This window comes from Aequorivita capsosiphonis DSM 23843, assembly GCF_000429125.1.
GTDB classification, from domain to species: Bacteria; Bacteroidota; Bacteroidia; order Flavobacteriales; family Flavobacteriaceae; genus Aequorivita; species Aequorivita capsosiphonis.
In genome coordinates this window covers 98,399-120,510 of the sequence record NZ_AUBG01000011.1, presented here as the reverse complement: position 1 = coordinate 120,510, position 22,112 = coordinate 98,399, and the positions used below count along the sequence as shown (strand labels likewise).

The following is a 22,112-nucleotide window of genomic DNA, read 5'->3' as shown; positions in this document are numbered from 1 at the left end:
AGGGTTTAGTTCTTATTAAAAAAATTGGATGAATATTTTCGTTTTTATCGTCCTGGTGTTTTGTCACTGAAAAACATATTGGTTTGAATAATTTTACTTTTATCTTAAAAAACTTGACTTTGGAGACTGAGACTATTTTTTCTAAAAGCGAATTCTATTGTTTCTAATTCAATCTTCGTAAAATCCTTTTGGTGGAGTTGACGAAAAATTTCGAAGGCAATCTGGTATTTAGTGTATTTTGGGTTTTCAGAACGGATTCTCTGCTTCAAAACTTCATAACCAAATTGAATCATCTCAAATCCTAAAGAAGCTCTTTCCTTCGGGCTTTTAGAAAGAAAAATCTCCACTTGTTTTTTTTGGATATTTAACGGGGTATCAGTCATCAGACAATAAGTTATAAGTGTTCAATTTTAATTTTTTGCACCAGTTTAAAACATAATCTTAATCGGTGTTGGGATTTAATAGGAGGTATTTAATATCATTTATTTGCGTATCGCTCTGAACTTCCTGTATCCATCTCAGCTTCGAAATAATTAAATCTTCAATAGAAACTATCCAAGTTTCATAACCAAAAATCTCCTGTTTTTTTCGTCGATTGAATTCGTGGAGATTGAATTCCGAATTTTTCCGTACTATGAAATCGATATTATAACCAGACTTAAAATCGATAATATTGAACATACCTCTTCTTGAAACCTCTTCTCTTACGGTAGCGGGTTCAATGTAGAAATTATCTGCAAATAAGCCAAGAAAATTTTCCACATCCTTGTTTTGGATGTTTATTACAATATCGATGTCGCGAGTCATTCTGGGAATGGTGTAAGCCAGTAATGCCAGGCTACCCGAAATCATATATTCTATATTTTGGGAATCTAATTTTGTGCAAATTTTCTCCAATAAATCTTTCATTGCTTGTTTTTAGTTTTCCTTTAAAGTAAAAGAGCCCACCACAGTGGCACAGAGCACACAGAGGGTTTAGTTCTTATTAAAAAAATCAGATGGGATATTTTCGTTTTTATCGTCCTGAAATTTTGTCACTGAAAATCCGTCGTGGATGGAATAATATCCTGTCTCCCCTTTTTTATTTACGGCAATATATCCCACTTGAAAATTGCTGTAATCGGGATTCTTTTTTATAATTCGACCAATCGCTTCCTCACAAGCTTGTTGTGGTGTTCTGCCTTGGCGCATCAATTCAACAATTAAAAAACTGCCTACGGTTTTTAAAACTTCCTCGCCCATACCGGTTGCGGTGGCACCGCCAATTTCATTATCAATAAACAATCCGGAACCAATTATTGGGGAATCGCCCACACGGCCGGCCATTTTGTAGGCCAAACCACTTGTGGTACATCCACCAGAGAGATCGCCGTTTTTGTCAATGGCCAACATACCAATGGTGTCGTGGTTTTCAATGTTGATGATAGGCTTATATTCGGAAGTTTTTTTCCATTCTTCCCAATCTTTTTTCGATCTTTCTGTAAGCAGATTGACAGGTTCAAAGCCTTCTGAAATAGCGAATTGTTCCGCTCCTTTCCCCGCCAAAATAACGTGAGGCGTGTCTTCCATCACTTTGCGTGCAACAGAAATAGGATGTAATATATTCTGAAGGTAAACCACCGCGCCATAATTCCCTTTACTGTCCATAATGCAAGCGTCCAGCGTCACCTTTCCATCTCGGTCTGGTAAGCCCCCAATTCCTACGGATTGTCCTTCTGCGTTGGCTTCTTCAATTCTACAGCCTTGTTCTACGGCATCGAGAGCCGATTTTCCTTCCTGCAAAACGCGCCAAGCTTCGGCGGTGCTTTCTTTTACATTCCAAGTGGCGATAACCAGAGGAAAACCTGCTATTTCATTTTTAATATTAAGAATTTTAGAAGTTGAAGCTTCAATTTTTGAAGCAAAAACTGAACTTCCAGCTACAACTCCTAAGCTGGAAAGTGTGGCGTTTTGTATAAATTTTCTGCGTTTCATAGTAATATTGGTTTCAAGTTTCAGGTTGCAAGTTTCAAGTTCCAAACCCCAAAGGTTTCAAAAACCTTAGGGGTTTTAGTCCTGTTTCCTGTTTCTGTTAAGTCGTGGTTGATATTCATTTTATTCTGTTTCAGACTTACAAGGAACCCCGCTGAAAATACGGGGAACACCTTGTAGGAGTTCAGATCAACAAGGAGGATTTAAACCTAACAGGTTTTTAAAACCAGTTAGGTTTAGTTCTAGTCATTTCAAAAACAACTTCTTTACTCTTTGTAATCTCATCATGGGTTATGTAATTTCGATTCAGTTTTTTTCCATCGACAGAAACACTCTTCACATAAATATTTTTTGGAGATTGGTTTTTTGCGATTATAGTTACCGAATTTCCATTATCCAAATGTAAAATAGCTTTTTCAACTATTGGGCTTCCAAGCGCATATTCTGCAGAACCGGGCAAAACGGGATAAAATCCTAAAGCACTGAAAACATACCATGCACTCATTTGCCCAGCATCGTCATTTCCGCAGAGACCGTCTTGTTCGCTATCATACATTTCGGCCATGATTTTACGAACGCGTTCTTGGGTTTTATACGGTTTGTTTGTCCAATTATAAAGATAAGGAATATGATGGCCGGGCTCGTTGCCGTGCACGTAATTCCCCATAATTCCGTCGCGGGTAATATCTTCATTTTTTTCGATGTATTTATCGTCCAGCTCCATGGTAAAAAGAGAGTCCAAATGCATACTAAAACGCTCTTTTCCACCCATCATTTGGATCATTTCGTCTAAATTTTGCGGTACGTAAAGTCCATAATTCCACGCGTTACCTTCAATAAAACCTTGTCCGTGGGTGTCTAATGGATCAAATTCTTTTCTAAATTTTCCATCAGAAAGTTTAGGCCTCATAAATCCAATTTCTGGGTCATAAACATTCTTGAAATATTCCGAACGCTCTAAATATTCTTTTTCAGCTTCGGTATTACCAACACTTTTGGCTATTTGCGCAATACACCAGTCGTCATAGGCATATTCCAAAGTTTTTGAAACCGAAGATCCACTTTTATCCTCTGGTACAAAATGCATTTTTTTGTAATCGCCAATTCCGTCAAAATAATCGACGTTTGCGGTGTTTATGGAAGCTTCCAAGGCGTGTTTTTTATTAAAGTCGCCTACATTTTTCGCAATGGCATCTGCAATTACCGAAGTAGCGTGATAGCCTATCATAGTCCAATTTTCATTTGCGTAATGGCTCCAAATTGGCAACATTTTATGCACGCTTTGGTCGTGATGTGCGAGCATACTTTTTATCATATCATTGTTTCGCTTTGGTTGGGTGATGTTAAAAAGTGGATGCAAAGCGCGATAGGTATCCCAAAGTGAAAAAATGGTGTAGTTGATAAAGCCTTCGGAAGTGTGAATGTTTTGATCGAGCCCGCGGTACTTTCCATCGACATCTTCATAGATTATAGGGCTGAGCATAGTATGATACAACGCAGTATAAAAGGTAATCTGGTCTTCGGGAGTGATTGATTTTACTTCAATTTTTGAAAGTTCGTCATTCCATTTCTGTTTGGTTTCCGCTTTGGTTTTTTCAAAATCCCAATGTGGGATTTCTGCTTTTAAGTTCTTCATTGCTCCTTCCGTGCTTACCGATGAAAGTGCAAATTTTATAGCTATCTTTTCGTTTTCTTCGGTATCAAAATTGAAATAGGCACGGATTTTTTTTCCAGCCATTTCCGGGAAATTTTCTTCTTCGTTGAATTTTCTATAAAAACTGTTGTATTGGGCTTTGTCATATTTTTTGTGACCGTAACTTTTAAAGGGTTTTGAAAATTCCATCGCGAAATAAACGGTACGCGTTCTCGCCCATCCATTGGTTTGACGGTATCCGGTAATAGTGGAATCATTTTCAACGCGCACAAAAGTCCAAACGTTTTTATCGTCGTAGCCATAAACGTTGTAAACCATATCTAAAATAATATGTGCTTCCTCGCTCTTCGGAAATGTATATTGATGAAAACCCACTCTGTCACTAGCGGTAAGTTCTGCTGAAATATTGTAATCGTCCAATTTCACTTTGTAGTATCCGGGTGACGCCATTTCGTTTTTATGGAAATAGGAAGACAAAAATCCTTTTTCGCCGTTTTCGGTTTCCAGCGGATCCAAAACCAGTTTTCCTAGGGTTGGCATCACCAAGAAATCCCCCAGATCTGAATGTCCTGTTCCACTAAAGTTGGTGTGTGAAAAACCTATGATGGTGGAGTCTGCGTATTGATAGCCCGCGCAATATTCATAAGTTTTGGAATTGTAACTACCGTCGGATTTATACATTGCTTCCACATTTGTCTGCGGACTCAGCTGAACCATTCCAAACGGTGCCGTGGCTCCGGGAAAAGTATGCCCCATATTTTCGGTGCCGATAAATGGATTTACAAATTGGGTGAAATCCTTATTCTGGGCGAAAGTGCTGAAACAACTGAGAATTGCAATTGTATAGATTGTTTTTTTAAACATTTTAATTTTCTTTGAGACTATGTCTTTTAAAAATTAGCGTGCCAATCTCTTTTGGCGGATGAATTTCTATTTGACAAGCAAAAGCTATTTGTATCGAATTTCAAATCTAATTATTTCGCTAATAACTGCGCCTAGGTTTGTTTCTTATTTTGTGTGTAGAGATTTTTATGGAGGCTAATTAAGTCTAAAATACAATTTGACGCCAAAAACAAAGTCTACACCTCCTTTTTTACGTCCTTCATCTCTAAAATAATCATCCCAAAAAAGAAATCCATCTGTAGGAGTATTAAAATACTTTGAAGGATTTACCACATGGGAATAGCTGTTTTTTCTATTCCGAATGCCCAAACCAGCGTACGGATTTATTCCAAACCTTTTATTAAAGTTGATGAAAATACCATAATTCAAGTAGGCACTTAATTTTATCCGTTTATAATTTGCTTGGTCATAAGCCGTTTGGGTATGATCATTTTTAGGGGAATAGTATGAATTGATAAAAACCTCCGTTTGATTTAAGTACAATAATTTGACTGAAACGTATTGTTCAACTTTTCTACCTGGATTAAAGGTGTGATACACTTGGGGAGCAATTTCATAGATTTCGAAGGATTTTATCATATCCAAATCTGTGAAATCAATTTTTAAAGCATCGTTGCCATAACTGATATCTATGCCAGCGGCCCACTTTTCAGTAAATCTATGAATATAGCCGAAACCGTATCTTGGTGCAAAACGCTCAAAAATGGGTAATATGTTAAAAGTAATATAATCTTTGGTTTGAGGATAATGCGTTTTTTTGCTTTCCTCTTCAGTGCCTTCTTGCGCAACTACGGACATGGAAAAAAGCAATGTTAAAATCCAAAATATTAGCTTCATACTATCAAGAATTATTTTGGATAAATGTAGGGTAAATTGTACAGCGATTTTAGAATAGTTTGAGTTTTGAAAAATAGTAAATCCTTATTCACTTCGGTTACCTGCTTATTAAACATCCTTAAGAGAACCAATATTGAATTTATTTCCGAGTATAAATTATGCTAAGTTAACCGAAGAGGAATAATTTCTTTTTGATATTCACTATTTCCGAATAGTAAACCCGTTGCAAAACCCACCTCATTTAACTACCTTCATCTTTTCAAAATAAATCCCCATGAAAAACCTTTTACTTTCGGCAATCTGTGTTGCTACTACGCTTGCTTTTTCACAACAGCCAGCCACATCTGCAGCCACTTTGGAGGCAGGGTTGCAACAAAAAGCAGCATTGGCTCAGACTTCTTCAGTTAAAAATATAAGTTTCAATAGTATTGGCCCTAGTATTATGAGTGGCCGGGTGGTTGATTTTGCCGTAAACCCAAACAATCCTACAGAATTTTATGTGGGTTACGCAAGTGGTGGGGTTTGGTATACCAACAATAACGGTACATCATTTACGCCAGTGATGGACAATAGCCCAACCCAAAACGTTGGCTGTGTGGCGGTAGATTGGAAAAGTGGCACCATTTGGGTGGGCACGGGTGAGGTGAATGCTTCGCGCTCTTCTTATGCAGGAATTGGGTTATTGAAAAGCGATGACAAAGGGAAATCCTGGCAAAATGTGGGACTTATGGATAGCCATCATATAAGCAGTATTCTTATAAATCCATCCAATCCCGATGAAGTGATTGTTGGCGCCGTTGGACATTTATATTCTACCAACGACGAACGCGGTGTTTTTAAAACAACCGATGGTGGAAAAACCTGGAGCAAAACACTTTTTGTCAATAATCAGACTGGAGTTATTGAAATTGCTACGAACCCAAAAGACTTCAATACGATGTATGCTGCTGCGTGGGATAAGGATCGCAAAGCCTGGAATTTTGATGGTAGTGGTGAAGGAAGTGGCGTTTATAAAAGCACCGATGCTGGAAGTACATGGATAAAAATTTCTTCAGAAAATAGTGGCTTGCCCATAGGAAAGGGGATGGGCCGTATGGGTATTGCAGTGGTGAATGAGAATTTGGTTTATTTAATTGTTGACAATCAATTTCATAGACCTGCCAATGCAGAAGATAAAATGGAGAATAATGATGTACTGACAAAGGATAACTTTAAGGAGATGGACGTAGATTCCTTTCTTAATCTAGATGAAAAACAACTAAATCAATATTTGAAAACAAATGGTTTTCAAGAGAAGTATCGTGCCGAAAATGTGAAGCAAATGGTTCGCGTGGGCACGGTAAAACCTGAGGATCTCGCAAAGTATTTGGAAGATGCCAATTCAGCCTTATTTAACACGCCCGTTATTGGCGCGGAGGTTTATAAAAGTACAGACGGTGGAAAAAGTTGGAAAAAAACCCATGATGGTTTCTTGGACGATTTGTATTATTCTTACGGTTATTACTTCGGGAAAATTCACGTGGATCCAAGTGACTCAAACAAAATATATATTTATGGCGTGCCAATTCTAAAATCTGCTGATGGTGGAAAAACCTTCGAAAGTATAGGTGCAGATAACGTTCACGCAGATCACCACGCCTTGTGGATAAATCCTAATATGTCTGGCCATTTAATTGACGGAAACGACGGTGGCGTAAACATAAGCTATGACGATGGTAAAACTTGGATAAAGAACAACGCTCCGGCAGTGGGGCAATTTTATTATGTAAACATAGATCACGATAAAGATTATAATGTTTATGGCGGTTTGCAAGATAATGGTGTCTGGGTGGGGCCGCACGATTATAAAGCAAGTATGGAATGGCAGCAGCAGGGAAAATATGCCTATGACAATCTTTTTGGAGGCGATGGAATGCAAGTTCAGATAGATAATAGAAATAGCAAAATTGTTTATACTGGGTTTCAGTTTGGAAATTATTATAGGTTGAATAGAAATGGAGCCGAACCTGTTTACATTCAGCCGAAACACGAATTGGGTGAAAGTCCATACCGCTTTAATTGGCAAACGCCTATTTTGTTGAGCCCACATAATCAGGATATTCTCTATTTCGGCGGAAACAAATTGATGCGAAGTATGAACCAAGGTGATGATTGGACCGCCATTTCAGAAGATTTAACGCAAGGTGGAAAACCTGGCAATGTGGCCTATGGAACGCTTTCGGCCATTAGCGAATCGAACTTTCAATTTGGCTTGCTTTACACGGGAAGTGACGACGGTTTGGTATATGTTTCAAAAGATGCGGGTGGAAATTGGAGAAAGATTTCAGACAGCTTCCCAAAAGATCTTTGGGTGAGCCGCGTGATTGCTTCTTCACATAAAAAAGAACGGGTTTATGTTACTTTGAATGGATATCGTAGTGATGATTTTAAACCTTATGTATATGTAAGTGATAATTATGGAGCGACGTGGAAGGACATCAGCAGTAATTTACCTACTTCCCCAATTAATGTAATAAAGGAAGATCCAGTACATGAAAACTTATTGTTTTTGGGAACTGATAATGGAGCTTATGTTTCCTTTAATCGCGGAAAAAGTTGGGAAGTGTTCTCAAAAGATCTTCCAAATGTGGCGGTTCACGATTTAGTAATCCAGCCCGAAGCGAAGGATTTGGTTTTGGGCACACACGGTCGTTCCATTTATGTTGCCGATATTTCATTACTTCAAAAGTTGAATGAAAATTCAATGAATGAAATGGTTGCTGCCGAAATAGATACTGTAAATTTCTCTCCTCGCTGGGGAAATAAATGGAGCGCTTGGGGCGAAGTGTATGAACCAAAAGCTAAGATTCAATTTTATAGTCCACAAGCTGGCAAAGCAACTATAATAATCAAAACCGAAGATGGAAAGGAGCTACAAACCCTAACTAGAGATGCTGTAAAAGGGGTGAATGAATTGGAATATGATCTGTCAATTCCTGAAAAAGCTATCAAATTCCTAGAGAAGAAAGAAGCAAGAATGAAGCAAGGAGAAAACGGAAAATACTATCTTTCTAAGGGAAAATACAAAGTGAAGATATCGATTAAAGGAAAATCTGCAACTTCTGAATTAGAGGTAAAATAGCAAAATGTATTTAAATCGATTCTAAATAAGTTTAAACAATTAAGAATGTTTGGCGACAAGCCGTTTGAAGCGTATTTTTGTACAACTATTTTAGAAATAAAACCATAATGGCAATATTAACATCTTCAATCGCCCGAAAAGTTGCTATGGCACTTTCCGGCTTATTTCTTGTTTTGTTTTTGGCACAACATTTTACCATCAACATTACTTCGGTCATAGATCCCGAAACCTTTAACAGCTTGTCCCATTTTATGGGGCATAATTTTGTGGTCCAGTTTATCGCGCAACCTATTTTGATTTTTGGGGTTGTGTTCCATTTTATTATGGGGCTTATTCTTGAAATAAGAAACCGAGGTGCAAGAAGTATAAAATATCAATCCTTTAAAGGGAACAATAATTCAACTTGGGCCTCACGCAATATGCTGATTAGCGGTGCTGTAATCTTGGCATTTTTAGGGCTTCACTTTTATGATTTTTGGTTTCCAGAAATTGTTCACAAATATGTAGAGAGCAATCCAATGGATCCAACCCGTTATTATCCAGATTTGGTTCAAAAATTTGAAAGTCCAGTGCGTACAGGTTTATATTGCTTAGCATTTGTCTTGCTTGCATTACATTTATGGCATGGTTTCGCTTCCTCATTTCAAAGTATGGGCTGGAACAATAAATACTCAAAAGGATTGAGAGGTTTTACAAAATTTTATGCAATATTTATTCCGCTCGGATTTATTTTTATTGCGATTTACCTTCATCTTAATCAATAATCACCACGAAACGCAACGCTATGTCAATATTAGATTCAAAAATCCCAAAAGGACCCTTAGCAGATAAGTGGACGAAACATAAAAATGATATAAATCTCATCAACCCCGCAAATAAGCGAAATATTGATGTTATTGTTATTGGAACTGGGTTGGCAGGTGGTAGTGCCGCCGCTACCTTGGCAGAATTGGGTTATAACGTAAAAACCTTCTGCTATCAAGATTCTCCACGTCGTGCGCACTCTATTGCTGCTCAAGGGGGAATAAACGCCGCAAAAAATTATCAAGGAGATGGTGATTCAAACTATCGTCTTTTTTACGATACGGTAAAAGGGGGTGATTATCGCTCCCGTGAAGCCAATTCATATAGACTTGCTGAACTTTCAGGAAATATAATCGATCAATGCGTGGCACAAGGTGTTCCTTTTGCTCGCGAATATGGAGGATATCTTGATAACAGGTCATTCGGTGGAGTATTAGTTTCTCGAACTTTTTATGCCAAAGGTCAAACAGGGCAGCAGTTGCTTCTTGGGGCATACGCTGCAATGAACCGCCAGATAAACAGAGGGAAAATACAATCCTTCAACCGTCACGAGATGTTAGATCTGGTAATGGTAGATGGAAAAGCTAGAGGAATCATTGCTCGTGATCTTGTCTCAGGTGAAATTGAAAGACATTCTGCACATGCAGTGGTTATTGCTTCTGGAGGCTACGGTAATGTTTTCTATCTTTCTACAAATGCAATGGGAAGCAACGCTACAGCTGCCTGGAAAATACATAAAAAAGGAGCGTACTTTGCGAATCCTTGCTATACGCAGATTCACCCAACCTGTATTCCGGTTTCTGGAGATCATCAAAGTAAGTTGACCTTGATGTCTGAATCTCTTAGAAACGATGGTAGAATCTGGGTTCCTAAGAAAAAAGAAGATGCAGAAGCCATTCGAAAAGGAACAAAAAAGCCAAATGATCTCTCTGCAGATGAGCGTGATTTCTATTTGGAAAGACGTTACCCTTCATTTGGAAACTTGGTGCCACGAGATGTAGCCTCACGCGCTGCAAAGGAACGATGTGACGCAGGATTTGGTGTCAACAAAACAGGGCAGGCGGTTTTTCTTGATTTTGCTTCGGCAATTGAACGATACGGGAAAGAGCGTGCTGTAGTTCATGGAAACCACAATCCAACAGAGAACGAAATAAAAACTTATGGAAAACAGGTAATCAGAGAAAAGTATGGAAACCTATTCCAGATGTATGAAAAAATTGTGGATGCGAATCCGTACGAAACTCCAATGATGATTTATCCTGCCGTGCATTATACGATGGGTGGAATTTGGGTGGATTACAACCTTCAATCTACTATTCCTGGATGTTTTGTTCTTGGAGAGGCGAATTTTAGCGATCACGGAGCCAACCGTCTTGGAGCTTCGGCTTTGATGCAAGGTCTGGCTGATGGTTATTTCGTGATTCCTTATACAATTGGTAATTACTTGGCAGAAGATATTAAAACAGGAAAAATCCCTACGGATTCTCCGGAATTTGATGAAGCTGAAAAAAATATTCGTACAACACTAGAGAAATTGATCAATAACAATGGGAAACACTCCGTAGACCATTTTCATAAGAAACTTGGTCATATTATGTGGGAAAAATGTGGAATGGCAAGAAATGCCAAAGACCTTAAAGAGGCAGCCGTTGAGATACGCGCACTACGTGAGGAGTTTTGGAGAGATGTGAGAATTCCCGGAGGTATAAATGAAATGAATGCGGAGTTGGAAAAAGCTACACGAGTGGCAGATTTCCTTGAATTGGGAGAGCTATTTGCAAAGGATGCTTTAAATAGAAACGAATCTGCTGGTGGGCACTTCCGTGAGGAATATCAAACGGATGAAGGAGAAGCGCTACGAGATGATGAAAACTATATGTATGTAGCAGCTTGGGAATATACAGGGGATCCTGGAAATGAAATTCTTCATAAGGAAGCATTAGAATACGAAGACATTGAAGTTAAAACACGTTCCTATAAATAGGATTGAAAGTTATTCTGAAAGGAAAGGAATTTGTTGTTTTATTCTAAAATACATAGATTTCAGATCGAAAATTCAGGGACACGTGGATTGATCAACTTTTAAAATTTAAGAAAAAATAATACCACCCAGCGATGGGTAATATATAGAAGCTTATGAAACTTACACTCAAAATCTGGAGACAGAAAAACCACGATGCTAAGGGAGAGCTAAAAACCTATCCCATTGACGGAATAGAAGGGGATATGTCATTCCTTGAAATGTTGGATGTTCTCAATGAAGGTTTAATAAATAATGGCGAAGAGCCAGTGGTTTTTGATCACGATTGTCGTGAGGGAATCTGCGGAAGTTGCTCGTTACAGATTAATGGAGAACCACACGGGCCTGATAGATTGATTACCACTTGTCAGTTACACATGCGTAGCTTTAAAGATGGCGATACTATCGTTATTGAGCCTTTTCGTGCCAATGCATTTCCAGTAATAAAGGATTTAGTGGTTGACAGAAGTGCTTTTGACAGAATCCAACAAGCTGGTGGATATGTATCTGTGAATACTTCAGGTAACACCGTGGATGCAAATAGCATTCCTGTAAATAAACACGATGCCGATGAATCTTTTAACGCGGCTACTTGTATTGGTTGTGGAGCCTGTGTTGCAGCTTGTAAAAATGCCAGCGCGATGTTGTTTACCTCTGCGAAAATAAGTCAGTTTGCACTTCTTCCACAAGGAAAAATTGAGGCTACGGAACGAGCGTTGAATATGGTAAAACAAATGGACGAGGAAGGGTTTGGTAATTGCTCTAATACAGGAGCTTGTGAGATTGAGTGTCCAAAAGGAATAACACTCGTTAATATAGCCCGAATGAATAGAGAGTATGTGAGCGCAAGCCTAGAGGCGCCACTTTCCAATGCTTGGTCCATAGACGACGAGTCATCACTTTTTGATTAAAAAATGAATAGCCTCTAGTTATATACGGAGATCATTTCTTCATCGAGAGTACAATTTTATAATAAGTTCTTAAGCCCTGCATTTAGCGGGGCTTTTTATTTGGCATAAAAATCGCATATATTTGAGTAATAAACGTCATAGAAATAATTCTTTAAATAATACATTTAAAACACTCTAACTTGAGTACCTACAAACTAAAATATTTACTTCTTGCTTTTTGTTTGGTGCTTCTATGTTCTGAAATGAATAGTCAATCGCGTAATGTGATTGGGAAAAATGTTTCACCCAAAACCGCTATATCAAAAGAGGAAAAAACAAGCTTTTCAACCAAAAGGTTAGCTTTTTCTATTACGCGAAATGCGCGCACTGATTCAGAAAAGATTAGGGACATCTACAACTGGATTGTTTATAATATCTCATACGACATCGAACTGATGCAGAGTGAAAAGCTTCAGAAACAAATTTATACTTCTGAAGGTAATATAATAAGAAACGTTTTAAAGCGTAAAATGGCCATCTGTGGAGGATTCGCACTTCTTTTTAAATCTTTATGTTTGGATGTTGGTCTCCAAGCTGAAGCTGTAAACGGATTTACAAAGGACTATTCGGAAAGAATTAAAGAACGAAAGGTGCCCAACCATACGTGGAATGTCGTTAAGGTGAATGGACAATGGCGGTTACTAGATATTACTTGGGCCATTGGTCACGGCAAGGAAGATGCTCCAGATAATTTTTGGTACTTTACGAGCCCCAAAGAATTTATTTACTCTCATTATCCCGAAGACGTAAAATGGACGTTGATAGAAAATCCGATTTCGTTTTCGGACTTTCAAAAAAATCAATAATTTTCAAAAACAAAAAACCTCCACATTGTTGTGAAGGTTTTTGAATTTTAAACAAAAGTATTTACTATGCTTCAGCGTTTGGAACGATGGAAACGTAGCTTCTGTTATCTTTCTTTTTGGTGAATTTCACTAAGCCATCCACTTGCGCGTGCAAAGTGTGATCTTTACCACCATATACGTTTTCACCTGGGTGATGCGTATAGCCTCTTTGTCTTACAATGATATTTCCAGCAATAGCCGCTTGACCACCGAAAATCTTAACGCCTAGACGTTTTGATTCTGATTCGCGACCGTTTTTGGAACTACCAACTCCTTTTTTGTGAGCCATGGTTTATAAATTTTTTAATTAATAATTTCGGTTTATTTGTCTTTCAACAATTCCTTTGCTTGCTTAACCCACTCGTCAGATTCAATCTTTTCACGAGTAATCCCGTCAATAGCTGAAAGTTCTTCGCGGTCTGCAGCCTTAAGTTTACTGATTTGCTCGAAGGTATAAATACCAAGTTCGTTCAATTTTTCTTCGTAAACTGGACCGATTCCGTTGATCAATTTAAGATCGTCAGCATCGCCTTTTAAAGCAGTACCAATATTGTGAAGTACTTTGTCGATGTTAATTTCGATGTGTGCATCTTCAGCGCGGTGTTCTGCACGAGTAACCAAATTTTCGCTTACTTCAACTTCTTTTTTAGAAGGGGCAGCTTTTTTGGCTTCTGGTTTAGCGTCAGCTTTCGTTGCAGTTTCCTTTTTAGGAGCTGCTTTTGCGGCTGGCTTGGTTTCTTTTTTAGGAGCAGCTTTTTTAGCTTCTTCCTTTTTAGCAGGTGTAGCTCCTGAAGCTACAATGCTTTCGATTACAATTTGAGAAAGAGCCTGACGGTGTCCGTTTTTAACACGGTATCCTTTGCGGCGTTTCTTTTTGAAAACTATAACCTTGTCACCTTTAAGGTGCTTTACGACTTTTGCTCCTATTTGAGCGCCGTTTATAGCCGGGGCGCCAATGGTAATATTGTCTCCGTCACCAATAAGAAGTACATTGTCAAAAGACACTGTTTTCCCTTCTTCATCTGGCAAACGATTAACAAAAACCCTTTGGTCTTTCGCAACTTTAATTTGCTGCCCTGCTATCTCTACAATTGCGTACATAGCGAATCGTTTATAAAATTAGTTAAACTTAGATTTCCCTAACTTTTGCGGCGGTTTTCACCACCGAAGCAAACAAGGTCTGCGTAGGGGGCTGCAAATATAATTTTAAAAAAGCAAACAACAAAGTGTTTTTAATTTAATCTTCAAAGGGTAATTTACTGAGAAACAATTTGGTTTGAATCTTTGAAACATTAAACCCACACAGATATCGCACAATTATAGAGCCTTTAAGTACGATGAAGAGGTTTTTAATTTTTAATTTTGAATTTGGCTTTTGGCTTTTGGGTTTTTATTTCATGATGTTCCGATTGCCATCTCGAGTATTCCAAGATCTTTTCAGTAACTGCATAAAGGAGAGAGTCAGAACAAGTGTAGTTACAAAACCCATTATCAAGATGGATATAAGCAGCATAAACGTTCCTAAATCATAATCAAGATTCCACTGTTCCATTATCGATGCGGCAAAGGCTGTGTCTATTTGGTACATATAGATTGCCATAAAAATGGTGAATAATATAGAGGCGATTCCGCCTGAAATCAGGCCTACTTCAAAACCGTTTTCATATTTAAAATCACTCTCTTCTGTAGCGTATTTTTTAATGGCCAAATAAAGACCGGCACCATAGATGAGTCCATTGACAGCGCTAAAAGCAAAATATTGATGAAGTCCAATTAATTTTAAAAGAAGAAAGTACGCAATTAAGATTATTGCAATCCAAATACCATATCGTGAATATATCTTAGCCATAACAGTTAGTTTTATGATGAAAAGTTACAAAATATACCCTTACTTAGTTGTAAATAGATTGTTAACTTTTTTTAGGACTATTTATTAGCCTTTATTTTCACTTTATTTTTTAAATGTTTGATTATTTTCAAAATCCAAAATAAAACTTTCTTTTTATTTCAGAAGAGAAGAATATTATTTTTATCATAGATTTAAAAGGACCGAAAACAATTCTTAAGTTGAAAATAGGAATTTTTAACTTAAACTTCCTTTTAGTATAGAGCAATCTGCCGGGACAAGGAACTGACTTTGAAAATAAATAAAGTATCTATTAATGAGCAAGTAGCTGCTTTTGATTTCGAATAAAAAACGATGAGAACCTAAATAAACAACTTTGAAAGAAATTTTAAAGCGGTTTTTTGTTAGATTAGTTTCTAAAAACTTCTAAAATTATGTCTTCCTGTAATTAGCTAATTCTATTCCCAAGTAACAGTTTCCATGATTTTTCGAATGTCTTCTCTAAGGTATTCTACTGCCGGATAGATAGAATCAAAATTTGGTTTGGCATCAAAATAAAGAGCGCCGTTTAAAAAATGATTGATGCTGTCTGTAACATAAAATTCAGCTTGGGTAGCGGCATTTCCATTGATCATATAAAACATTCCATAAACGCCCTTTTCTGGGTTCACAAAAGGTTGTTCAGGCATGCTATTCGCTTTTATTGTGTGTTCGTAAGCAAGCTTTTGCGCATCTTGAAGTAAGGAATCTAAATTATTATTGTGCACATCTTGATAGGTCAAATATAAAGTAGCCTTCATATTTGGATAATTGATGTTTAGACCGCAATTTTTCTTTTGGATCAATTTCGCGTGGTCGTTTATAGAAAAGGAATAGGGGCAAACAGTTTCAACAGTGTGATATGTAGCAATAGGGTAATCTAACCTAAGCATTGCTGAAGGTTTTACTAAAACGTCGTCCTTGCAAGATGCAAAAATAAAGAGACCTGCTAGAAATAAAAAGAGATATTTTTTAATGTTCAATGCTAAGTTTTATTTGTTTGATGCGTTTGCCCTCAAAGGCTTCAATGGTAAACGCATAACCGTGATAGGATATTATTTCGTTTTTCTTCGGAAAGCCTTTTGATATTTCCAACAGAAAGCCAGCTAAGGTTTCTGCTTCCCCTTTTTGATCTTCGAAAATTTCAGGATCTTCAAGTTTTATAACCTTGTAAAAGTCTTTCAACGGGGTTTTTCCTTCAAAAATAAACGTGTTGTCGTCTAATTTTGAAAAGATAAGGTCTTCATCATCAAATTCATCGCTTATTTCACCCACAATTTCCTCAATAATATCTTCTAAGGAAATTAAGCCACTAGTTCCGCCATATTCGTCTACCACAATGGCCAAATGCATTTTCCGTTCTTTGAATTCATTTAAAAGGTCATCCAGTTTTTTATTTTCGGGAACAAAATAGGCTTCGCGTTTTAGCGTTTTCCAATCCAGAATTTTCCGGTCGGTATAAGGTATCAAATCTTTTACATATAGAATTCCAGTAATATGGTCCATGCTGTCTTTATACACGGGAATTCGCGAATATCCGTGTTCTAAAATCTGGGGAAGAATTTCCTTAAAAGAATCCTCTTCGTTTAATGCAAAGATATCCATTCGGTTTTTCATCACCTGTTTGGTGTCTGTATTTCCGAAGGTCACAATGCCTTGTAGTATTTTCTGTTCCTCGAAGGTCGTGTCCTTATTAGAAAGTTCGAGTGCTTGAGAGAGATGGTCAACGCTAATGTTTGTTTTCTGTTTGCCGTAACGATCGTGCAAAAATATAGTGGCTGAACGCATTGGCAGGCTTATTGGAGAAAACAAAGTGTCTAAAATGTTAAGTGGTTGTGCCATAAAAACCGCAAATGAAACACGATTTCTATTTGCGTATATTTTCGGAAGAATTTCTCCAAAGAGCAAAATAAGAAAGGTTACTACAACTACTTTTAAAAGGAACACAAGGCTAACGTTAAAGTAATACAGATTCACCGAATAATTCCATTGCGCGAACCAAATGGAGCTTAGGGATTCAAATAATAGTACAATGGCGATATTTATGAAATTGTTAGCAACCAAGATCGTTGCCAAGAGTTTCTTTGGTTTAGCCAGCAATCCTTCAACAATTCCAAGTTTTTTGGAAATATTCTTTTCTTGATTGGTCTCAAAATCGGAAGGGGTTAAAGAGAAAAAAGCCACTTCAGCTCCTGAAATAAGAGCAGAGCAGGCTAATAAAGCAACTAGTAAAACACTGCTTGATATTTGTGAAAAATCCAAGGCAGATAAAAAAAGTAAACCAGGGGGTTCTATGTCCAATTTGATGCGATTTAGCCTGCCCACTGGCAGGCAGTTTAAATGTTAAAAAGGAAGGTCGTCTTCCTCTTCATTAGTATCCTGAACTTGCGATGGTTGTGCAGGTTTTGAGGGCTCTTGTTTGGTTTGGGTAGTATTCCCAGAAGCTGCAGGAGCGGTTCCCCCTTTTGGCGTTAAGAATGTAAAATCGGTACAGTGAACTTCCGTGCTGTATCTATCTAATCCTTTTTCGTCTTGCCATTTTCGGGTTTTTAAACGGCCTTCTATATAAACCATATCGCCCTTTTTAAGGTATTTTTCGCAAATTTCGGCAGCTTTGTTGCGCACAACGATATTGTGCCATTCGGTATTGGTAACACGCTCGTTAGTATTTTTATTCGTGTAAGTTTCATTGGTGGCAAGCGGGAAACGGCCTAAACTATTTCCACCTTCAAAATAATGCATTTTCACATCATCGCCGGTATGCCCAATTAACATTACTTTATTCAATGTTCCGCTCATAACTATTTCTTATTCAATTTATGCAAAGGTAGATTTTGCGTTTTAAATATACTGAATTTTTAAATTTTAATATGAAATGATTGCTTAAAACCCTTGATTTCGTCTCTTAATAGCTTTCAAAAAATTCAGAAACAAAGTTTTCAATCAAAACGGGAACTGCGTAGCGGCCAATTTCCGAAATGGCGACAGAGGCTTCGGTTTCTTCCGCTTGCCCTTCAAGACGGGGAGTTTCCACAATCCAGAATCGCGTGTTTAAATGTTGGTGCGAAAGTTTATGTATCACTGGTTTTTCATTGAAAAGCGAAATGCTTTCAATCTTGATTTTTTCAGAAAAAACTTGAAACTGCGGATTTTTTTTCAAAGTTGAAATATTAACTTTTTCCAAAGTTTCTATAAGCGGAAACTCATAGAGCTTGTGCCAAATACCTTTCCCAGTGCGTTGTTGCAGAATAGTACGCTCGTTTTCAGAAAGAATTACCATATAATTAAAATATCTTGTTTTTGCTGGTTTTGCTTTAATCTTGACTGGGAGTTCAGATACTTTTCTTTTTTGAAATGCTACGCAATTATCATTAAATATACAGTTGGCGCAATCTGGATTTTGGGGTACACAATAGCGTGCGCCAAATTCCATAATGGCTTGGTTAAAAGTGCCAGGTTGTTTCTTGTCTATTAATTGTTGGGCAAGCTGTTTAAATTCTTTTTGACCGCTTGTAGTATTAATAGGAGTGAGAATTCCAAAATAACGCGATAGCACGCGGTAGACGTTTCCGTCAACAACCGCATCCGGCTGGTTGAAGGCAATGCTGGCAATGGCACTGGCGGTATAATCCCCTACACCCTTCAGTTTTAATAACTCTTTGTAATTATCTGGAAAAACGCTGTTCATTTCTTGGGAAACCATTTTTGCAGTGGCATGCAGGTTTCGGGCGCGCGAATAATAACCCAATCCCTGCCACATTTTTAGAACTTCGTCTTCATCGGCATTTGCTAGGTCAGAAACGGTGGGATAGGCTTCCAGAAACTTTAAATAATAAGGTAAGCCCTGCAACACACGGGTTTGCTGGAGCATGATTTCAGACAGCCAAATATGATAAGGGTTCACTGTATCGCGCCACGGAAGTTCACGTTTGTTAAGTAAATACCACGAGATTAGCTTTTTGGAAAAATGGGAGGTTATTTTCGGCATTGGGCAAAAATAATCTATATCCCTTTAAATTTTAAAGGATTAAGCTTTGAATTATTGATTTTAAAATATGTATATTTGCGGTCTGTTAAAAAAAATTCTAGTAAGAGATTAATAATTAAAATTTATAAGTAATGACGAAAGCAGATATCGTAGCTAAGATTTCAGAAAAATTAGGAATGGAAAAGAATGAAGTTCAGGCTACAGTTGAAACCTTTATGGCAGAAGTGAAGAATTCATTGGAAGGTGGAGATAATGTTTATTTAAGAGGCTTTGGAAGCTTTATTATCAAAACAAGAGCTGAGAAAACAGGAAGAAACATTTCGAAAAACACAACCATTAAAATTCCAGCCCACAATATTCCGGCTTTTAAACCTGCAAAAGTATTTGTTGAAGGTGTAAAAACGAATGTGGACGTAAAATAATATTAACCCGTTCTGAATTAAATTCAGGGCATTAAAAAAGACTTTAGTATGCCAAGTGGTAAAAAAAGAAAAAGACATAAGGTAGCCACGCACAAGCGTAAGAAAAGACGTCGTGCTAACCGCCATAAAAAGAAAAAGTAGTTTCTAAACTACTTTTTCTGTTTTAAAAGTGTTTTGGTAATCGTATCTTTTTAGGTGCTTTTTTCCAAAAAATAACAAACGAAAAATTGTTCTTTGAAAATGAGATTGTAACAACCTGCTTTTGGTTTTGATGCAATTTCGCCGGGTTTTTATAGAGAACCTGTAAAAATATTGTTTAATTAGTCCGCTTAGGCGGGCGTCAAAATTAATGTAACGTGAACTACGAATTATTTATTAGGTCCGGTTCACAAGAAGTTGATTTTGCCCTTTTAAAGGATGGAAGACTTATAGAGCTTCACAAAGAAGAAGAAGGTAATAATTTTACGGTTGGCGACATATTTCTCGCCAAAATACGTAAAACGGTTCCTGGGCTTAATGCTGCCTTTGTGAATGTGGGCTACGAGAAAGATGGTTTTTTACACTATCATGATTTGGGCCCAAAAGTGCTATCGCTATTAAAATTTGTTAAAGGCGTAAGTTCGGGTAAACTAAAAGATTATTCCCTAAAAGATTTTCCTTTCGAAAAAGAGATTGATAAAAACGGCAACTTAAATGATGCCTTGAAAAGTAATCAATCCATTTTGGTTCAAGTTGTAAAAGAACCCATATCCACCAAGGGACCACGTATAAGTTCCGAGCTTTCTATAGCCGGAAGATATATTGTTTTGGTTCCATTTTCTGATCGTGTATCTATTTCGCAAAAGATAGAAAGCAACGAAGAAAAAGATAGGTTAAAGCGCTTGATTACAAGCATTAAACCAAAAGGATTTGGTGTTATTATACGCACCGTAGCCGAGGGCAAAAAAGTAGCAGAACTGGACAAAGATTTGCAGAATCTTATGGAACGCTGGACAGCGATGTGTAAGAAGCTACAAGGGGCGCACCACCCTTCAAAAGTGCTGAGCGAGCTAAACAGGGGAGCCTCTATCATCCGTGATATGTTCAACGATCAATTCTCCGCAATACATATTGACGATGAGACCCTATACTTGCAAATAAAAGATTATGTGCAGGAAATTGCACCAAAACAAGACAATATCGTTAGGTTTTACGATTCTAACGTTCCCATGTTTGAGAAATTCGGCATAGAACGACAGATCAAAACTTCTTTCGGAAAAACAGTATCAGGTAGCAAAGGTGCTTATTTGGTAATTGAACACACCGAAGCCATGCACGTTATAGACGTGAATAGCGGTAACCGAAGCAATAAGCAAAAGACGCAGGAAGGCACAGCGCTTGAGGTGAATCTAATTGCAGCTACCGAGGTGGCAAGACAGCTTAGGTTGCGCGATATGGGAGGAATTATTGTGGTAGATTTTATTGATTTGGCAAATGCCACGCATCGCAAACAGCTCTACAATCACCTTCGTGATGAAATGAAGGATGATAGAGCAAAACACAAAATTCTCCCCCCAAGCAAATTTGGATTAATTCAAATAACCCGACAACGCGTTAGGCCAGAAATGAATATCAAAACTCGCGAAGAAGACCCGAATACCGGGAGCGACGGCGAGATTGAAGCGCCTATTATCGTTGTAAATAGAATAAATGAAGAGGTAAAGAGCCTTTTCAAAAAAGACTATAAAAAGATAACACTTAATACACATCCTTTTATAGCGGCCTTTTTAACCAAAGGTTTCCCAAGTGTGCGCACCAAATGGTTTTTGGAGCATAAAAAATGGGTGAAAATTCAACCGAGAGATGCTTATACGTATCTTGAATATCACTTTCACGATAAGGATGGTGAATTATTAAAATAACCAGAACCCCTTTTGAAGCATAGCTTCGGAAGGGGTTTTTTTGTTTCCATCGCCAGCATCTCTTGAGAGAGGAGTTTTAATATATAAAACTAACCACACGCTTCTTCCCCTCTTTCAGGGGAAAGTGGCCCCGATTTTTCATCGGGGGCGGAAGGGGTAAATTTCCCAAATTATATTTTTTGAAGTAGTAGCAAATCCAGTCTGATTTCTGCAGTGAAGCAGTCTTGGTTCTTGTTTCTTTTCTGAATAATTAAAATGAATTATCTTCACAAAAAATAAAATTTGAACACCCACAAAACATACACCGTAGAAGAAGCTAAAAGGCGAATGGAACGCTACTGCGTCTATCAAGAGCGTTGCCATAAGGAAGTGAACCAAAAGCTGTATGAAATGCGAATGATTCCCGAAGCGGTGGACCAAATAATCAATCATTTGCTGCAGCATAACTTTTTGAATGAAACACGGTTTGCACAAGCCTTTGCGCGCGGAAAATTTAGAACTAAAAAGTGGGGTAGAAATAGGATTGTCAATGAATTAAAATTCCGCCAAATTTCTAAATTTAACGTCATAATTGCCTTAAAGGAAATCCCTGACTCGGAATATTACAAAACTTTTGACGAATTAGTAGAAAAGCGATTACGACAATTAGATTCTGAAACAGATCTTCAGAAGAAACGAAAGAAGTTGGCTGATTATCTTTTTTATCGGGGATGGGAGAGCACGTTGGTTTATGCGAAGGTTAATGAAATCTCTAATTGATATTTGGGTGAGGCAAGAGTGGCAAAATCGCTCGAGCTGAGTGCAGGAGTTG

General features: G+C 37.7%; 19 protein-coding genes. 8 read left to right on the top strand and 11 right to left on the bottom strand.

Going from position 1 to position 22,112, the window contains the following annotated elements:
* Window positions 1-441 precede the first annotated feature (441 nt).
* The 4 genes from G440_RS19770 to G440_RS0109675 form a co-directional block, all read right to left on the bottom strand.
* Window positions 442-909: a DUF6036 family nucleotidyltransferase gene (locus G440_RS19770; RefSeq protein ID WP_051285269.1), complete on the bottom strand. Its 468-nt coding sequence runs from the start codon at window positions 907-909 to the stop codon at window positions 442-444.
* A 66-nt stretch (window positions 910-975) separates the two neighbouring features.
* A complete protein-coding gene (locus G440_RS0109690) occupies window positions 976-1,974 on the bottom strand; it encodes an isoaspartyl peptidase/L-asparaginase family protein (protein WP_026451126.1) in 999 nt (332 codons plus the stop codon).
* Between the two features lie 217 nt (window positions 1,975-2,191).
* A complete protein-coding gene (locus G440_RS0109680; RefSeq protein WP_026451125.1) occupies window positions 2,192-4,489 on the bottom strand; it encodes a GH92 family glycosyl hydrolase in 2,298 nt (765 codons plus the stop codon).
* Between the two features lie 174 nt (window positions 4,490-4,663).
* A complete protein-coding gene (locus G440_RS0109675; protein WP_157417921.1) occupies window positions 4,664-5,365 on the bottom strand; it encodes a hypothetical protein in 702 nt (233 codons plus the stop codon).
* Window positions 5,366-5,639: 274 nt separating this feature from the next.
* Between G440_RS0109675 and G440_RS0109670 the strand changes: the two genes are divergently transcribed.
* From G440_RS0109670 to G440_RS0109650, 5 genes are all read left to right on the top strand, one after another.
* Window positions 5,640-8,486: a WD40/YVTN/BNR-like repeat-containing protein gene (locus G440_RS0109670; RefSeq protein ID WP_026451123.1), complete on the top strand. Its 2,847-nt coding sequence runs from the start codon at window positions 5,640-5,642 to the stop codon at window positions 8,484-8,486.
* Between the two features lie 107 nt (window positions 8,487-8,593).
* Window positions 8,594-9,250: a succinate dehydrogenase cytochrome b subunit gene (locus tag G440_RS0109665; protein WP_026451122.1), complete on the top strand. Its 657-nt coding sequence runs from the start codon at window positions 8,594-8,596 to the stop codon at window positions 9,248-9,250.
* Between the two features lie 20 nt (window positions 9,251-9,270).
* Window positions 9,271-11,274 carry a fumarate reductase/succinate dehydrogenase flavoprotein subunit gene (locus tag G440_RS0109660; RefSeq protein WP_026451121.1) on the top strand — a complete coding sequence of 668 codons (2,004 nt, stop codon included), beginning with the start codon at window positions 9,271-9,273 and terminating at the stop codon, window positions 11,272-11,274.
* Window positions 11,275-11,426: 152 nt separating this feature from the next.
* Complete coding sequence (locus G440_RS19765; protein ID WP_051285267.1) at window positions 11,427-12,221, top strand: succinate dehydrogenase/fumarate reductase iron-sulfur subunit; 795 nt, start codon at window positions 11,427-11,429, stop codon at window positions 12,219-12,221.
* Between the two features lie 179 nt (window positions 12,222-12,400).
* The gene (locus G440_RS0109650; protein WP_157417919.1) at window positions 12,401-13,066 is read left to right on the top strand and encodes a transglutaminase domain-containing protein; all 666 of its coding nucleotides are present in this window, start codon (window positions 12,401-12,403) and stop codon (window positions 13,064-13,066) included.
* A 64-nt stretch (window positions 13,067-13,130) separates the two neighbouring features.
* Here the strand turns inward: G440_RS0109650 and rpmA are convergent, their stop codons facing one another.
* The 7 genes from rpmA to mutY all read right to left on the bottom strand — a co-directional run bounded on the left by rpmA (window position 13,131) and on the right by mutY (window position 18,978).
* Window positions 13,131-13,394 (bottom strand): 50S ribosomal protein L27, encoded by a 264-nt coding sequence (gene rpmA, locus G440_RS0109645; protein ID WP_026451119.1) that lies wholly within the window; start codon window positions 13,392-13,394, stop codon window positions 13,131-13,133.
* A gap of 32 nt (window positions 13,395-13,426) precedes the next feature.
* Complete coding sequence (rplU, locus tag G440_RS0109640; RefSeq protein WP_026451118.1) at window positions 13,427-14,206, bottom strand: 50S ribosomal protein L21; 780 nt, start codon at window positions 14,204-14,206, stop codon at window positions 13,427-13,429.
* A gap of 289 nt (window positions 14,207-14,495) precedes the next feature.
* A complete protein-coding gene (locus tag G440_RS0109635; protein WP_026451117.1) occupies window positions 14,496-14,954 on the bottom strand; it encodes a DUF4199 domain-containing protein in 459 nt (152 codons plus the stop codon).
* Between the two features lie 455 nt (window positions 14,955-15,409).
* Entirely contained in the window at window positions 15,410-15,967 is a 558-nt protein-coding gene (gene gldD, locus G440_RS0109630; RefSeq protein WP_026451116.1) for a gliding motility lipoprotein GldD, read from the bottom strand.
* Window positions 15,963-17,291, bottom strand: a complete 1,329-nt coding sequence (locus G440_RS0109625; RefSeq protein WP_026451115.1) for a gliding motility-associated protein GldE — start codon at window positions 17,289-17,291, stop codon at window positions 15,963-15,965. Before G440_RS0109625 ends, gldD begins: the two co-directional genes overlap by 5 nt.
* 42 nt (window positions 17,292-17,333) lie before the next feature.
* Window positions 17,334-17,789 carry a single-stranded DNA-binding protein gene (locus tag G440_RS0109620; protein ID WP_026451114.1) on the bottom strand — a complete coding sequence of 152 codons (456 nt, stop codon included), beginning with the start codon at window positions 17,787-17,789 and terminating at the stop codon, window positions 17,334-17,336.
* A 106-nt stretch (window positions 17,790-17,895) separates the two neighbouring features.
* Complete coding sequence (gene mutY, locus G440_RS0109615) at window positions 17,896-18,978, bottom strand: A/G-specific adenine glycosylase (protein ID WP_026451113.1); 1,083 nt, start codon at window positions 18,976-18,978, stop codon at window positions 17,896-17,898.
* A 131-nt stretch (window positions 18,979-19,109) separates the two neighbouring features.
* Here mutY and G440_RS0109605 point away from each other — a divergent pair, with 131 nt between their 5' ends.
* The 3 genes from G440_RS0109605 (at window position 19,110) to G440_RS0109590 (ending at window position 22,060) form a co-directional block, all read left to right on the top strand.
* Entirely contained in the window at window positions 19,110-19,400 is a 291-nt protein-coding gene (locus G440_RS0109605) for an HU family DNA-binding protein (protein WP_026451112.1), read from the top strand.
* 356 nt (window positions 19,401-19,756) lie between these two features.
* Window positions 19,757-21,301 (top strand): Rne/Rng family ribonuclease, encoded by a 1,545-nt coding sequence (locus G440_RS0109600; protein WP_026451111.1) that lies wholly within the window; start codon window positions 19,757-19,759, stop codon window positions 21,299-21,301.
* Window positions 21,302-21,583: 282 nt separating this feature from the next.
* On the top strand, window positions 21,584-22,060 hold the full coding sequence (locus tag G440_RS0109590; RefSeq protein ID WP_026451110.1) for a regulatory protein RecX: 477 nt from the start codon (window positions 21,584-21,586) through the stop codon (window positions 22,058-22,060).
* Window positions 22,061-22,112 lie beyond the last annotated feature (52 nt).